Below are 15,457 nucleotides of genomic sequence, written 5' to 3'. Positions count from 1 at the left end.
GCCATGCCCCTCTCACTCCTTATCCTGGCCCTCAGCGCCTTCGCCATCGGCACCACCGAGTTCGTCATCATGGGCCTGTTGCCCGATGTGGCGGCTGACCTGGGTGTATCGATCCCCGGCGCCGGCTGGCTGGTGACCGGCTACGCCCTGGGCGTGGCCATCGGCGCTCCCTTCATGGCCCTGGCCACCGCCCGGCTGCCGCGAAAGGCCGCCCTGGTGGCGTTGATGGGGATTTTCATCATCGGCAACCTGCTGTGCGCCATCGCCAGCGACTACAACGTGCTGATGTTCGCCCGGGTCGTGACCGCCTTGTGCCACGGCGCGTTCTTCGGGATCGGTTCGGTGGTGGCCGCCGGCCTGGTGGCGCCCAACAAACGCGCCTCGGCCGTGGCCCTGATGTTCACCGGCCTGACCCTGGCCAACGTCCTCGGCGTCCCGCTGGGTACGGCACTGGGCCAGGAAGCCGGCTGGCGTTCGACCTTCTGGGCCGTGACCGTCATCGGCGTGGTGGCGCTGATCGGTCTGATCCGCTTCCTGCCGGCCAAGCGCGATGAAGAAAAGCTCGACATGCGCTCGGAACTGGTGGCGCTCAAGGGAACGGGCCTGTGGCTGTCCCTGGGCATGACGGCGCTGTTTTCCGCCTCGGTGTTCACCTTGTTCACCTACGTCGCCCCGTTGCTGGGTGAAGTCACCGGCGTCTCGCCCCGTGGCGTGACCTGGACCCTGGTGCTGATCGGCCTGGGCCTGACCCTGGGCAACATCATTGGCGGCAAGCTGGCGGACAAGAGCCTGGCGAACACGCTGATCGGTGTGTTCATCACCATGGCCGTGGTCTCCACCGTGTTGAGCTGGACCAGCGTGGCGCTGATCCCGACCGAAATCACCCTGTTCCTCTGGGCCACCGCCTGCTTCGCCGCCGTGCCGGCCCTGCAAGTCAACGTGGTGACCTTCGGCAAAGAGGCACCGAACCTGGTGTCCACCCTGAACATCGGCGCTTTCAACATCGGCAACGCCTTGGGCGCCTGGGTCGGCGGCAGCGTCATCGACCAGGGCCTGGGCCTGACCAGCGTCCCCCTGGCCGCCGGCGCACTGGCGGTACTGGCGCTGCTGATCACCCTGATGACTTTCCGCCAGGGCGCCAACCCCGACCTGGCTCCGGCAACTCGTTGACTTTTACTTTCCACTTTCGAGGTTTTTAATTCATGACGACTATTTTCGACCCGATCAAACTCGGCGACATCGAGCTGAAGAACCGCATCATCATGGCGCCACTGACCCGCTGCCGCGCCGACGCGGGTCGCGTGCCCAACGCGTTGATGGCCGAGTACTACGTGCAACGCGCCTCCGCCGGCCTGATCCTCAGCGAAGCCACCTCCGTCACGCCAATGGGCGTGGGTTACCCGGACACCCCGGGCATCTGGTCCAACGATCAGGTGCGCGGCTGGTCCAACGTGACCAAGGCGATCCACGGCGCCGGCGGCAAGATCTTCCTGCAACTGTGGCACGTGGGCCGGATCTCCCACCCGTCGTACCTGAATGGCGAAACCCCAGTGGCACCCAGCGCCATCCAGCCTAAAGGCCACGTGAGCCTGGTGCGCCCATTGGCCGACTACCCGACACCACGGGCCCTGGAAACCGCTGAAATCGCCGACATCGTCGACGCCTACCGCGTAGGCGCCGAGAACGCCAAGGCCGCCGGTTTCGACGGCGTGGAAATCCACGGCGCCAACGGCTATCTGCTCGACCAGTTCCTGCAAAGCAGCACCAACCAACGCACCGACAGCTACGGCGGTTCCCTGGAAAACCGCGCTCGCCTGTTGCTGGAAGTGACCGACGCCGCCATTGAAGTCTGGGGCGCCGGCCGGGTTGGCGTACACCTGGCACCACGTGCCGACTCCCATGACATGGGCGACGAGAACCGCCTGGAAACCTTCAGCTACGTGGCCCGCGAGCTGGGCAAGCGTGGCATCGCCTTCATCTGCTCCCGCGAGAAGGAAGGCGACGACAGCATCGGCCCACAACTCAAGCAAGCCTTCGGCGGCCCGTACATTGCCAACGAGCGCTTCACCAAGGACCGCGCCAATGCCTGGCTGGCCGAAGGCAAGGCCGATGCCGTGGCCTTCGGTGTGCCTTTCATTGCCAATCCGGACTTGCCGGCACGCTTGAAGGCCGATGCGCCGCTGAATGAACCACACCCGGAAACATTCTATGGAAAAGGTCCGGTGGGTTATATCGATTACCCAATGATGTAAGTTCAAAAGCGGCTGTTACTGAAAAGCCCCGACTCGAAAGAGCCGGGGCTTTTTTATGCCTGCAAACTTTAAGTCCACATCAATTATCAACAGTCGAAACATCGGATAACAAGACCACACTTATCCACTATGGATTCACATATCGGACAACGCTAATAATAACTCCGCACACAACACCACCCACTCAAAGGAATGACGCTTATATCTTCTATTTCCGATATTTTTAAAAACGCGGACAAGTAGCGCTCAGCAAAACAACACCCAATCAAACACAGCAACCTATCAATCAATGTATGCAGGCTTCAGCGAGCCTTGCTTTTATGAGAAACCCATCACCATGAACATTCTGAAAAGTTTCATCCTTGCCCTGGCACTGGGGCCCGCAATGGTTGCCAACAGCATGGCCAACACCGGCATCTCCGTGGAGATCAAAAACAACACCAACGGTACGTTGACCATGACCAACCTGCTGACCGACCCGCCACAGCCTGCAGACTTTTCCTCGAACGCTTATGACGTGTCGCCCAAGTCCATTCGCAATATCCACTTCATCCATCAAAGGAATTACACCTATCCCACCGCGGGCTGGCAGCCCACACTGAAGAAAGTCAAACCGATTGAACTCGTTCTCTCTTATGCCCTGAGCAATTACGACTTCGAATGCCAGATACAAACCCGATTCCAGGCCCCAATCGTCTTTGGCGCCCTGGAGCCCCGCTACAAGCCGGACTGGAACAGCCGATCGACCTACACCGGAGATGGCAAATACACTTGCAGGACTGAAATCTCGCAAAAGATGCTTGAGCCGCCCTTCAACTACACTGTGCGCCTGATTGTCGAATAGGCCGTGGACCCACGACAGCGACTCACGCGTTGTCAACGTGGCAGCGGTTCATTTATAAAGTACCCCGTCAGGCTCGAAGTCTGGCGGGTATCCGTCATCAGCTATTGACACATATCGACGCAATTACGCATTTTGTTTCATTTGCGCAGGCTTGGGCTCAGGCGCAGCATATCCAGCCCAATGTCCACCCAGCGCTCGGCCTCACCAGCCAGGGCGAAGCTGTTGGGAACCAGCAACCACTGGTAGAGGATGCCGTCGATATAGGCATGAAGGGCAACCGCCGCCCTTTCCGGGTCCAGATCACCCGGCAACTGTCCACGCTTCATCGCATTGCGCAACGACAGCGCGATACGCACATTGCAGTCGAGACTGACTTGGCGCCGCTGCTGGCGCAAATCGCACATCTCATCGGTGAACTCGCACTTATGGAAAAGAATCTCATTGATGCGTCGGGTTTTCGGGTCCAGGGCCACCTGCTGGAACAACTGCACCAGCAGCTTCTGGACGCATCCCAACGGGTCCAGCTCCTCTTCGTTTTCACTGGCGCGGGCCAACTCATCGAGCGGCTCGTGCAAGGTGTCGAGCATGGCCTGGAGCAGATCCGCCTTATTGCTGAAATGCCAGTAGATAGCCCCGCGTGTCACACCGGCCAGGGTCGCAATGTCGGCCAGCGTCGTGCGCGCCACGCCACGCTCGAAAAAGGCTTTTTCGGCCGCTTCGAGTATCTGGCTGCGAGTCTCCAGGGCTTCCTCTTTGGTACGACGAACCATGGCAGTGAACACCTCGATCAGGATCTATCAGCAATGCGTAAAGGGCGCCCTCTCTCATAGGACGGACCTCCGGTCAACAGGGCCTTTGTCAGGCTTTTGTAAATACGGATGGTACGCAATTTGGCTGTTTACAAACAACCGTGTACGTAAGTATATTTCTTAGCAACCTACTAATTGAAAAATGCTGCCTTTTTAACCTTCCACCTTTCGAGTGCGCCTGTTGCGCGCCTGACCCGAGGATTTCCATGCAATTCAAGCCAGCTGTTACCGCTCTGGTTACCGCCATCGCCCTGGCATCACTGCTCAGCGGATGCAAAAAGGAAGAGGCGGCCCCCGCCGCACCACCCCCTCAGGTCGGCGTCGTAACCCTCAAAACCCAGCCTTTCACCTTGACGTCCGAGTTGCCCGGCCGTACCAGCGCGTTCCGCGTCGCGGAAGTCCGTCCGCAGGTCAACGGCATCATCCTCAAGCGTCTGTTCAAGGAAGGCGCCGACGTCAAGGCCGGTCAGCAGCTGTATCAGATCGACCCGGCCGTGTACGAAGCGACCCTCAAGAGCGCCGAGGCGAACCTGCGGTCGACCAAATCCATCGCCGATCGCTACAAGCAGTTGGTGGATGAACAGGCCGTCAGCCGCCAGGAATACGACACCGCCATGGCCAATCGCCTCGAGTCGGAAGCCAACCTGCAAACCGCCCAGATCAATGTGCGCTACACCAAGGTCTATGCACCGATTTCCGGTCGGATCGGTCGTTCTTCGGTCACCGAGGGCGCCCTGGTCAGCAACGGTCAGGCCGACGCCCTGGCGACTATCCAGCAGTTGGACCCGATTTATGTCGACGTGACCCAGAGTTCGGTCGAGCTGCTGCAATTACGCCGTGAGCTGGAAAGCGGCCGGTTGCAGAAGGCTGGCGACAACGCCGCCATGGTCAAGCTGACCCTGGAAGATGGCAGCCAGTATGCCCACGATGGCAAGCTGGAGTTTTCCGAAGTATCGGTCGACCAGACCACGGGCTCCGTCACCTTGCGGGCCGTGTTCCCCAACCCTGACCACACCCTGCTGCCGGGCATGTTCGTCCATGCGCAATTGCAGGCCGGTGTGAACAGCGCGGCGATTCTCGCGCCACAGCAGGGCGTGACCCGCGACCTCAAGGGCATGCCGACCGCATTGGTGGTAGGCCCGGACAACAAAGTCGAACTGCGTCAGCTCAAGGCCAGCCGCACCGTCGGCAGCCAATGGCTGATCGAAGACGGGCTCAAGGCCGGCGACCGCTTGATCACCGAAGGCCTGCAATACATACGGCCAGGGGTTGAAGTCAAGGCCACCGAAGCCAGCAACGTGGGCACCAACGCAGCCACCAAGAACCCGGCCCCCGCTCAGGCAGCTGACAAAGCAGCCGGCGGCAAAGGGGAGTAAACCATGTCGAAATTCTTTATCGACCGTCCGATTTTCGCCTGGGTGATCGCCCTGGTGATCATGTTGGTCGGGGCCTTATCGATCCTCAAGTTACCGATCAACCAGTACCCGAGCATCGCGCCGCCGGCCATCGCGATCCAGGTCACCTATCCGGGTGCGTCCGCGCAAACCGTGCAGGACACCGTGGTCCAGGTGATCGAGCAGCAGCTCAACGGTATCGACAACCTGCGTTATGTGTCCTCGGAAAGTAACTCCGACGGCAGCATGACCATCACCGCGACCTTCGAGCAGGGCACCAACTCCGATACCGCGCAGGTCCAGGTCCAGAACAAGCTGAACCTGGCCACTCCGTTGCTGCCGCAAGAAGTGCAGCAGCAGGGTATCCGCGTGACCAAGTCAGTGAAAAACTTCCTGATGGTGATCGGCGTTGTGTCGCGCGACGGCAGCATGACCAAGGACGACCTGTCCAACTACATCGTGTCCAACATGCAGGACCCGATTTCGCGCACCGCCGGTGTCGGTGACTTCCAGGTCTTCGGCGCCCAGTACGCGATGCGGATCTGGCTCGACCCGGCCAAGCTGAACAACTATGCCCTGACCCCGGTGGACGTCAAAAACGCCATCGCCGCGCAGAACGTCCAGGTGTCCTCCGGCCAGCTCGGCGGCCTGCCTGCCCTGCCCGGCCAGCAACTGAACGCCACCATCATCGGCAAGACCCGCCTGCAGACCGCCGAGCAGTTCAAGGCGATTCTGCTCAAGGTCAACCCGGATGGCTCGCAAGTGCGTGTCGGCGACGTCGCCGACGTCGGCCTGGGTGGCGAGAACTACAGCATCAGCGCGCAGTTCAACGGCGCCCCGGCCTCGGGCCTGGCCGTAAAACTGGCCAACGGGGCCAACGCCCTCGATACGGCGAAGGCGCTGCGCAAGACCATCAACGACCTCAAGCCGTTCTTCCCGCAAGGCATGGAAGTGGTGTTCCCCTACGACACCACGCCAGTGGTGAGCGAGTCGATCAAGGGCGTGGTGGAAACCCTGGTGGAAGCCGTCGCCCTGGTGTTCCTGGTGATGTTCCTGTTCCTGCAGAACTTCCGCGCCACCATCATCACCACGATGACCGTGCCGGTTGTACTGCTGGGTACGTTCGGGATCCTCGCGGCATTCGGCTTCAGCATCAACACCCTGACCATGTTCGGCATGGTGCTCGCCATCGGCTTGCTGGTGGACGACGCCATCGTCGTGGTGGAAAACGTCGAACGGGTGATGGGTGAAGAAGGCCTGTCGCCCAAGGAGGCGACGAAGAAGTCCATGGGCCAGATCCAGGGCGCCCTGGTGGGTATTGCCCTGGTGCTTTCGGCGGTACTGCTGCCGATGGCCTTCTTCGGCGGCTCCACCGGTGTGATCTATAAACAGTTCTCCATCACCATCGTCTCGGCCATGGCCCTGTCGGTATTGGTGGCGCTGATCTTCACCCCGGCACTCTGCGCGACCATGCTCAAACCCATTGCCAAGGGTGACCACGGCGTGGCGAAGCGTGGGTTCTTCGGCTGGTTCAACCGTAACTTCGACCGCAGCGTGCAAAGCTACGAGCGGGGTGTCGGCAATATCCTGCGCCATAAAGCGCCGTACCTGCTGGTCTACCTGATTATCGTCGTCGGTATGATCTGGCTGTTCATGCGTATTCCGGCCTCGTTCCTCCCGAGGAAGACCAGGGGGTGCTGTTTGCCCAGGTCCAGACCCCGGCCGGGTCCAGCGCCCAGCGCACCCAAGTGGTGGTGGACAAGATGCGTGAGTACCTGCTGCGCCCAGGCAAGGATGGCGGTGAAGGCGATGGCGTGGCCTCGGTGTTCACCGTGACCGGCTTCAACTTCGCCGGCCGTGGCCAGAGCTCGGGCATGGCGTTCATCATGCTCAAGCCGTGGGAAGAGCGTAACGCCGATAACAGTGTGTTCAAGATCTCCGCCCGCGCCCAGCAGCATTTCTTCACCTTCCGCGACGCCATGGTGTTCGCTTTTGCCCCTCCGGCGGTGTTGGAGCTGGGTAACGCCACAGGCTTCGACGTGTTCCTGCAGGATCGTGCCGGCGTCGGCCATCAGAAGTTGATGGAAGCGCGTAACCAGTTCCTGGGCATGGCCTCCCAAAGCAAGGTACTGGCCCAGGTACGTCCGAACGGCCTGAACGACGAGCCGCAATACCAACTGGAAATCGATGACGAGAAGGCCAGCGCACTGGGCGTGACCATTTCGGATATCAACAACACCCTGTCGATCGCCCTGGGCAGCAGCTACGTCAACGACTTCATCGACCGTGGTCGGGTGAAGAAAGTGTATGTCCAAGGACAGGCAGGCGCTCGCATGAGCCCCGAAGACCTGCAGAAATGGTACGTGCGCAACAGCGCGGGAACCATGGTGCCGTTCACCGCGTTCGCCAAGGGCGAATGGGTCTATGGCTCGCCGAAGCTGTCCCGTTACAACGGTGTGGAAGCGATGGAAGTCCTGGGCGTTCCGGCGCCGGGTTACTCCACCGGTGAAGCCATGGCCGAAGTCGAAGCCATCGCCAAGAAGCTGCCGGCCGGTGTCGGTATTTCCTGGACCGGCCTGTCGTATGAAGAACGGCTGGCAGGCTCCCAGATGCCGGCGCTGTTCGCCCTGTCGATCCTGATGGTGTTCCTCTGCCTGGCGGCGCTGTATGAGAGCTGGTCGATCCCGATTGCGATCGTGCTCGTGGTGCCGCTGGGGATCATCGGTGCGTTGATGGCAACCAGCTTGCGCGGTCTTTCCAATGACGTGTACTTTCTGGTGGGCTTGTTGACCACCATCGGCCTGGTCGCGAAAAACGCCATTCTGATCGTCGAGTTCGCCAAGGAACTGCACGAGCATGGCAAGAGCTTGCAGGAGGCGGCCATCGAGGCTTGCCGGATGCGATTGCGGCCGATCATCATGACCTCGCTCGCGTTTATCCTGGGCGTCGTGCCGCTGGCGATCTCCACGGGTGCAGGTTCAGGCAGCCAACATGCCATCGGTACCGTGGTCATCGGCGGGATGATCACCGCCACCGTCCTGGCGATCTTCTGGGTGCCGCTGTTCTTCGTGGCCGTGTCGTCGATAGGTCGTCGCAAGCAGGACGACACCCCTGAAACTATTAAAGAGGCTGGGCAATGAGCAAGTCGTTACTCTCTCTGACCATCGCCGCCGTCGTGCTCAGCGGCTGCTCGCTGATCCCCGACTATCAGCGGCCCGAAGCACCGGTCGCGGCGCAATACCCGCAAGGCCCGGCCTACGAGCCGGCCAAGGCGGCCGGCCAGGCAGCCGCGGAACAGGGTTGGAAGCAGTTCTTCCATGACCCGGCCCTGCAGCAGCTGATCCAGGTCGCCCTGGAAAACAACCGCGACCTGCGCGTCGCGGCGCTGAACATCGATGCCTACGCCGCGCAGTACAACATCCAGCGCGCGGATCTGTTCCCGGCGGTCTCGGCCACGGGTTCCGGCAGCCGCCAGCGGATACCGGCGCGGGCCTCGCAAACCGGTGAAGCGGCCATCAGCAGCTCCTACTCGGCCACCCTGGGCATCAGCGCTTATGAACTGGACCTGTTCGGTCGGGTTCGCAGCCTGAGCGAGCAAGCGCTGCAGAGCTACTTCGCCACCGAGGAAGCCCGTCGCAGCACCCAGATCAGCCTGGTGGCCAGCGTCGCCAACGCCTACCTGACCTGGCAGGCCGACAAGGAACTGCTCAAGCTGACCCAGGAGACCCTGGGAACCTACGAGCAGAGCCTCAAGCTGACCACCCGCAGCGCCGATGTCGGCGTTGCCTCGGCGCTTGACCTGAGCCAGGCGCGCACGGCGGTGGAAAACGCCCGCGTGCAACTGGCCCGCTACACCCGCCAGGTGGCCCAGGACGAAAACAACCTGACCCTGCTGCTCGGCACCGGCCTGCCGGCCAACCTGAACTCGCAACCGCTGAGCGACGACCTGCTCAGCGAAGTGCCGGCCGGGTTACCGTCGGACTTGCTGCAACGTCGTCCGGACATTCTCCAGGCCGAACACAACCTGCTTGCCGCCAACGCCAACATCGGCGCCGCGCGGGCCGCGTTCTTCCCGAGCATCAGCCTGACGGCCAACGCCGGCACGCTGAGCCCGGACCTGTCCGGCCTGTTCAAGGGCGGCTCGGGTACCTGGACCTTCGCCCCGCAGATCAACCTGCCGATCTTCAACGCCGGCAGCCTGCGGGCGAGCCTGGACTACGCCAAGATCCAGAAAGACATCAACGTCGCTCAGTACGAGAAGTCGATTCAGACGGCATTCCAGGAAGTGTCCGACGGCCTGGCGGCGCGCCAGACCTACAACGAACAGTTGCAGGCCCAGACCGACTTTGTCGCCGCCAACCGGGACTACTACCGCCTGGCCGAGCGTCGCTATCGCATTGGTGTCGACAGCAACCTGACCTTCCTCGACGCCCAACGTCAGTTGTTCAGCGCCCAACAATCGCTGATCACCGATCGCCTTGCGCAATTGAACAGCGAGGTCAATCTGTACAAGGCACTGGGTGGCGGCTGGAATGCCGAGACCGGCAAGAACGAGCCGGTGAAGGAAGAAGCGCCGAAGATGAAGTTGTTCTGATCGATGCTTGAACGTTGAACACGAAGCCCACCGAAAGGTGGGCTTTTTGTTTGGATTTCTACGGGGTTGTGTGGGAGCAGGCGGCCGGGGTTTTGTTTACTGAGTACATATCCATTGCTGCGGTAACGGCTGCTTAGGGTTTCGCCCTGACGGCGACTTACTTTCTTTCAAACGCCAAAGAAAGTAAGCAAAGAACGCTGGCCCCACCACTCGGCACCTCGCCTGGGCGAGGTGTTCCCTCACTCCGGCATTGCTCCGTGGGCCCGCCGCGAAGGGCCATCCATGGCCCAGCGCGGCTATCCCGGCATCCATGCCGGGATGCCCACTGCGCAATGCCTGCGTTCGGCCAGCGTGGTTAATGGGGCGTTCAAGATCAAGATCAAGATCAAAAGCCAAAGCCAAAGCCAAAGCGCGGTGATCAACTGAAGTACTGGCATCGCGAGCAAGCTTTGCTCCTACAGCCCAGTTGGGGGATAAACCCCACTTGGCTAACGCGGGTCGACGATATCCAACGCACGATTAGCCAGTAGCTCACTCAATTCAATCATCTGCGCCACGCCCAATGCGACATGCCGCCGCGAGCCTTCCAGATCGAACGCCAGGTCACTGACCATGGCATTGGCCGAAGCCAGGGTTTCGCTGAGATTCGCCAGCAGAGACTCGGTGTCGAGGGTATCGATGACGGTGAAAACTTGAGTTGAGGTTTTGGGCTTGGGATCAGGGTGGGTGCCGAGATGGAAATCGAGTGCTCGGTCTGCGGCCTCTTGGAGCTTGTCTGGATCGGGGTCGTTGTAGGGGAAGGTGGAACCGGGCGCAGGGGGATTGGGTGTTTCTTTGATCATGATAGTGCTCCTAACGAAATGAGAGCCGCCAGCATCACTTGCAGATGATAGGTGGCAGCTGTGTACGGGTCTGCAAGACCGAGTCGTTAGGCAACCTCGGCAGACCCGAAGGTCTCCCGCACACAGCCACCATAAAACGATGGCATCAGAAAACGCCATGGATTATAGGGGCGCGGCTAGGCACCTAACAAATTCAGCGGGCTTGCAGTCCCGGTCGCTGAATGGGCAGCGACATAAAAAGGCTAGAGGCACGGCTTCCGAGCGGCAACCTTAAAAGCTTGTCGGAAAAATCGACGCGTCTGTCAGACCGTCCACGAACCCTGTGGGAGCGAGCCTGCTCGCGATAGCGGAGGACCAGGCACAGCTGTGTCGTCTGACACGCCGCTATCGCGAGCAGGCTCGCTCCCACAGGTTCTTTGTGTGGGGCTGAGGTGTGTTTTTGCCGTTCGATAATCGCCCAAAACCGATAATCGCCAATTGAAGCGATCCCGGCCTGCCCTTCACCATCCCTCGCACACAACAAGAACGACAGGTTCCTCGCCATGACCACGCGCCCCGCCTCGCCCGGCTGATCCTCAGCCATTTACCCGTTGGTTCTACCGTTTCGTCTGCAACCCAGGTTTGCGGCAGCGGTTCTTCTCGTCCATAAAAATAGAGACACGCCCATGAAGTCCACTCAGCATTTGTTCCCCAGCCTCATCGCCGTTGCCCTGGCCGGTTCCGCCCTGCCGGTCCGGGCCGCAGAGTCGGGGTTTGTCGAAGATGCGAAGGTCAATCTCAACCTGCGCAACTTCTACTTCAACCGCAACTTCACCAACCCGAGCGCGGCCCAGGGCAAGGCCGAGGAATGGACCCAGAGCTTCATCCTCGATGCCAAGTCCGGTTTCACCCAAGGCACGGTGGGTTTCGGCATGGACGTGCTGGGCCTGTACTCGATCAAGCTCGATGGCGGCAAAGGCACCGCCGGCACCCAGTTGCTCCCGGTGCACGATGATGGTCGCCCGGCCGATGACTTCGGTCGCCTGGGGGTGGCCCTCAAGGCCAAGGTATCGAAGACTGAATTGAAGGTCGGCGAATGGATGCCGGTGTTGCCGATCCTGCGTTCCGACGATGGCCGTTCCCTGCCGCAAACCTTCCGCGGTGGCCAGGTCACTTCCACCGAGATCAGCGGCCTGAGCCTCTACGGCGGCCAATTCCGCGGCAACAGCCCGCGCAACGATGCGAGCATGGAAGACATGTTCATGAACGGCCGCCCGGCCTTCACCTCCGACCGTTTCAACTTCGGCGGCGGCGAATATGCCTTCAACGACAAACGCACCCAGGTCGGCGTCTGGTATTCGGAACTGAGCGACATCTACCAGCAGCAGTATTTCAACCTGACCCACAGCCAGCCCATCGGCGACTGGACCCTGGGCGCCAACCTCGGTTACTTCATCGGCAAGGAAAACGGCAGCGCCCTGGCCGGCGACCTGGACAACAAGACCGCCTTCGCCATGCTCTCGGCCAAGTACGGCGGCAACACCTTCTATGTCGGCCTGCAGAAACTCGGCGGCGACGATGCCTGGATGCGCGTCAACGGCACCAGCGGCGGCACCCTGGCCAACGACAGCTACAACTCCAGCTACGACAACGCCAAGGAAAAATCCTGGCAAGTGCGCCACGACTTCAACTTCGCCGCCGTCGGCGTGCCGGGCCTGACCTTGATGAACCGCTACATCAGCGGTGACAACGTGCACACCGCCACGGTGGACGACGGCAAGGAATGGGGCCGTGAAAGCGAACTGGCGTACACCGTGCAGAGCGGTGCGCTGAAGAATCTCAATGTGAAGTGGCGCAACTCGACGTTGCGGCGGGACTTCAGCACCAATGAGTTCGATGAGAACCGGTTGATTGTCAGCTATCCGATGAGCTTGTTGTAAGGCGGCTGCGGTGGGTCTGTCGTTCAGGTGGCGACTGACCCACCGCCATCGCGAGCAGGCTCGCTCCCACAGGGATGGTGGCAGGCATCACCGGACCATTGTGGGAGCGGGCTTGCTCGCGAAGGGGCCGTCAGATCCAACATAGACTCAAGTTGACCCACCGCATTCGCGAGCAAGCCCGCTCCCACAGAATTCAGTGAGCCTACTCTCGGGACTCGACGCCCAACTCGTCCCACACCGACTCGGCCAGGTGGAACGTGGCGTTGGCAGCAGGAATGCCGCAGTAGATGGCGCTCTGCATGATCACTTCTTTGATCTCGCCACGGCTCACACCATTGTTGGCCGCGGCGCGCAGGTGCAGCTTGAGTTCTTCGTTGCGGTTCATGCCGATCAGCATGGCGATGGTGATCAGGCTGCGGGTGTGGCGCGGCAGGCCCGGGCGGGTCCAGATGTCGCCCCAGGCGTGACGGGTGATCATCTCCTGGAATTCACTGTTGAACTCGGTCAGAGCATTGAGGCTGCGATCCACATGGGCATCGCCCAGTACCGCGCGGCGGACCTGCATGCCTTCGTCGTAACGCTGTTTCTCGTCCACAAAAAGCTCCTCAGGCGCGGCTGGAATCAAGCAGGAAATCCAACACCCGTTCGCTGAACGCAGCGCCGGCCTGGACGTTGGACAAGTGCGCGGCGTGGAACTCGGCGTACTGCGCCCCACTGACCCGCTCTTGGATGAAATGCCCGCCCGACGGCGGCGTCACGGCATCTTCGGTACCGGCCACCACCAGCAGCGGCACACGGATCGAGGACAGTTGATCGCGAAAGTCGGCATCGCGCACGGCGGCGCAGTTGGCTGCGTAGCCCTGGGGCGAGGTGGCGGCGAGCATGTCGGTGATTTTCCTCGCCGTGTCCGGGTTGGCCTGGGCGAAGTCCGGGGTGAACCAACGGGCAATCGACGCATCCCGCAGCGCCACCATGGCCGCCTTGCCGTCACGCAGTACGGTTTCGATGCGCGGGTTCCACATCGACGGATCACCGATCTTGGCAGCGGTGTTGCACACCACCAGCTTGTGCAGCCGCTCGCCGGCGTTGATGCCCAGCCACTGGCCGATCAGACCGCCCATGGACAGCCCGCAGAAGTGCACCTTGTCGATACCCAGCGCATCGAGCATCGACAGCACATCGCGGCCCAGTTGCTCAATGCTGTAAGGCCCTTCGGTGACCAGCGACTGGCCGTGACCACGGGTGTCGAAACGCAGCACGCGAAAATGCTCGCTGAACGCTGCAACCTGCTCGTTCCACATGTGCAGGTCGGTCCCCAACGAATTAGAGAGCACCAACACCGGGGCGTCTTGCGGCCCGTCGAATCGATAGTTCAGTTCGCCGTCGGCGAGTTTGACGAATCCCACAACAATCTCCTTTCAGGCCTTCAAGGCAAGGTGTTCGGCCACTGCCCGGGCGACCCAGGTCTGGGCCTGGCCGAGGTAATGGGCGGGGTTGAGCAAATGATCGAGTTCGGCCGCGGACAAGTGTGCGCAAACCTGGGAATCGTCCCCCAATACGTCGCGCAGGTGACGCTGTTCGGCCACGGCACGCTTGCAGCACTGCTCCAGCAGGTGGTGCGCGGTGTCCCGACCGACACGCTGGGCCAGGACGATGCTCACCGCTTCGGCCAGCACCAGGCCCTGGGTCAGGTCGAGGTTGCGGGCCATGCGCACCGCGTCCACCTCCAGCCCCTCCGCCAACAGCCGCGCCTGTTGCAGGGCACCGGACACCAGGCAGCAGATCTCCGGCAGGGTTTCCCATTCGGCATGCCAGAGACCCAGGCTGCGCTCATGTTCCTGGGGCATCGCGCTGAACAGCGTCGACAACAACCCGGGCACTCGCGTTGCCGCACCGATCAGCACCGCCGCGCCCACCGGGTTGCGCTTGTGGGGCATGGTCGACGAACCGCCCTTGCCCGGTGCCGACGGCTCGAACGCTTCGCCGGCCTCGGTCTGCATCAACAGGCTGATGTCGCGGCCGAGTTTGCCCAGGCTGCCGGCAATCAGGCCCAGCACCGAGCCGAACTCCACCAGCCGATCGCGCTGGGTGTGCCAGGGTTGTTCCGGCAAGCTCAGTTGCAGCTCGGCGGCCAGGGCTTCAGCGACAGGCAGCGCCTGTTCGCCCAATGCGGCAAGCGTTCCGGAAGCGCCTCCGAATTGCAGCACCAACAAGCGCGGCTTGAGTTCCAACAGACGCTGTCGGCTGCGGGTGATCGCTCCCAGCCACCCGGCGATTTTCATGCCCAGGGTGACCGGTGTCGCATGCTGTAGCCAAGTGCGTCCGGCCAATGGCGTGGCGGTGTAGCGCTCGGCTTGGCGGACCAGGATAACGGCCAGTTGCGCCAGCTCATCCTCGATCAGTGCCAGCGCCTGGCGCAGTTGCAGGACCAGGCCGCTGTCCATCACGTCCTGGCTGGTGGCGCCCAGGTGCACGTACCGCTCGGCCTCGACGCTCTCGCTGGCAATGCGCTTGCCCAATGCCTTGACCAGCGGAATCGCCGAATTACCGGCATTGGCAATGGCCTCGCTCAATGCCGAAAAATCGTACAACTGGGCGCGACAGGCAGCCTCGATGGGAGCCACCGCGTCCTGGGGGATCAGCCCTACCCGCGCCTCGGCCCGGGCCAGTGCCGCCTCGACGTCGAGCATGGCCTGCACCCGGCCCGCATCGCAGAACACCTCGCGCATGTCGCGGGCGGTGAAGTAGGCATCGAACAGCTGATTGCCCGGTCGTTCGCTCATAAACAGTCCTTGGGTGCGCC

At 61.6% G+C, this 15,457-nt stretch carries 12 protein-coding genes and 1 pseudogene; 8 read left to right on the top strand and 5 right to left on the bottom strand.

Annotated features, from left to right (window positions below):
• Positions 1-3: 3 nt before the first annotated feature.
• The 3 genes from LOY35_RS07070 (at position 4) to LOY35_RS07060 (ending at position 3,096) form a co-directional block, all read left to right on the top strand.
• The gene (locus tag LOY35_RS07070; protein WP_258631696.1) at positions 4-1,170 is read left to right on the top strand and encodes an MFS transporter; all 1,167 of its coding nucleotides are present in this window, start codon (positions 4-6) and stop codon (positions 1,168-1,170) included.
• Between the two features lie 32 nt (positions 1,171-1,202).
• Complete coding sequence (locus LOY35_RS07065; protein WP_258631694.1) at positions 1,203-2,252, top strand: alkene reductase; 1,050 nt, start codon at positions 1,203-1,205, stop codon at positions 2,250-2,252.
• Between the two features lie 289 nt (positions 2,253-2,541).
• Positions 2,542-3,096, top strand: a complete 555-nt coding sequence (locus LOY35_RS07060; RefSeq protein ID WP_258631691.1) for a hypothetical protein — start codon at positions 2,542-2,544, stop codon at positions 3,094-3,096.
• A gap of 137 nt (positions 3,097-3,233) precedes the next feature.
• Here LOY35_RS07060 and LOY35_RS07055 read toward each other — a convergent pair whose 3' ends face one another.
• A complete protein-coding gene (locus LOY35_RS07055; protein ID WP_258631689.1) occupies positions 3,234-3,866 on the bottom strand; it encodes a TetR family transcriptional regulator in 633 nt (210 codons plus the stop codon).
• A gap of 245 nt (positions 3,867-4,111) precedes the next feature.
• Between LOY35_RS07055 and LOY35_RS07050 the strand changes: the two genes are divergently transcribed.
• The 4 genes and pseudogenes from LOY35_RS07050 to LOY35_RS07035 all read left to right on the top strand — a co-directional run bounded on the left by LOY35_RS07050 (position 4,112) and on the right by LOY35_RS07035 (position 10,319).
• Complete coding sequence (locus LOY35_RS07050; protein WP_258631687.1) at positions 4,112-5,281, top strand: efflux RND transporter periplasmic adaptor subunit; 1,170 nt, start codon at positions 4,112-4,114, stop codon at positions 5,279-5,281.
• A gap of 3 nt (positions 5,282-5,284) precedes the next feature.
• Positions 5,285-8,316 (top strand): annotated as a pseudogene (emhB, locus tag LOY35_RS07045) (efflux RND transporter permease subunit EmhB); the annotation flags it as partial.
• Between the two features lie 119 nt (positions 8,317-8,435).
• Positions 8,436-9,893, top strand: coding sequence for an AdeC/AdeK/OprM family multidrug efflux complex outer membrane factor (gene adeC, locus LOY35_RS07040; protein WP_258631685.1), 1,458 nt, complete (start codon positions 8,436-8,438; stop codon positions 9,891-9,893).
• Between the two features lie 282 nt (positions 9,894-10,175).
• Positions 10,176-10,319, top strand: a complete 144-nt coding sequence (locus tag LOY35_RS07035; protein WP_258631684.1) for a hypothetical protein — start codon at positions 10,176-10,178, stop codon at positions 10,317-10,319.
• 62 nt (positions 10,320-10,381) lie between these two features.
• On the opposite strand, the gene LOY35_RS07030 is transcribed toward LOY35_RS07035, so the two are convergent.
• Complete coding sequence (locus tag LOY35_RS07030) at positions 10,382-10,735, bottom strand: DUF6124 family protein (RefSeq protein WP_258631682.1); 354 nt, start codon at positions 10,733-10,735, stop codon at positions 10,382-10,384.
• Between the two features lie 665 nt (positions 10,736-11,400).
• On the opposite strand from LOY35_RS07030, the gene LOY35_RS07025 reads away from it, so the two are divergent.
• A complete protein-coding gene (locus LOY35_RS07025) occupies positions 11,401-12,654 on the top strand; it encodes an OprD family porin (RefSeq protein ID WP_258631681.1) in 1,254 nt (417 codons plus the stop codon).
• 202 nt (positions 12,655-12,856) lie between these two features.
• On the opposite strand, the gene pcaC is transcribed toward LOY35_RS07025, so the two are convergent.
• From pcaC to LOY35_RS07010, 3 genes are read right to left on the bottom strand one after another with little or no spacing between them, the layout of a single operon-like run.
• Entirely contained in the window at positions 12,857-13,249 is a 393-nt protein-coding gene (gene pcaC / locus LOY35_RS07020) for a 4-carboxymuconolactone decarboxylase (RefSeq protein WP_041021408.1), read from the bottom strand.
• 10 nt (positions 13,250-13,259) lie between these two features.
• Positions 13,260-14,060 carry a 3-oxoadipate enol-lactonase gene (pcaD, locus tag LOY35_RS07015; protein ID WP_258631680.1) on the bottom strand — a complete coding sequence of 267 codons (801 nt, stop codon included), beginning with the start codon at positions 14,058-14,060 and terminating at the stop codon, positions 13,260-13,262.
• A gap of 12 nt (positions 14,061-14,072) precedes the next feature.
• Positions 14,073-15,437: a 3-carboxy-cis,cis-muconate cycloisomerase gene (locus tag LOY35_RS07010; protein WP_258631678.1), complete on the bottom strand. Its 1,365-nt coding sequence runs from the start codon at positions 15,435-15,437 to the stop codon at positions 14,073-14,075.
• Positions 15,438-15,457: the final 20 nt, after the last annotated feature.

The organism is Pseudomonas sp. B21-028 (assembly GCF_024749045.1).
Taxonomy (GTDB): domain Bacteria; phylum Pseudomonadota; class Gammaproteobacteria; order Pseudomonadales; family Pseudomonadaceae; genus Aquipseudomonas.
Note: the sequence above shows the minus strand (reverse complement) of the source record. Positions and strands in the feature narration are given on the sequence as shown.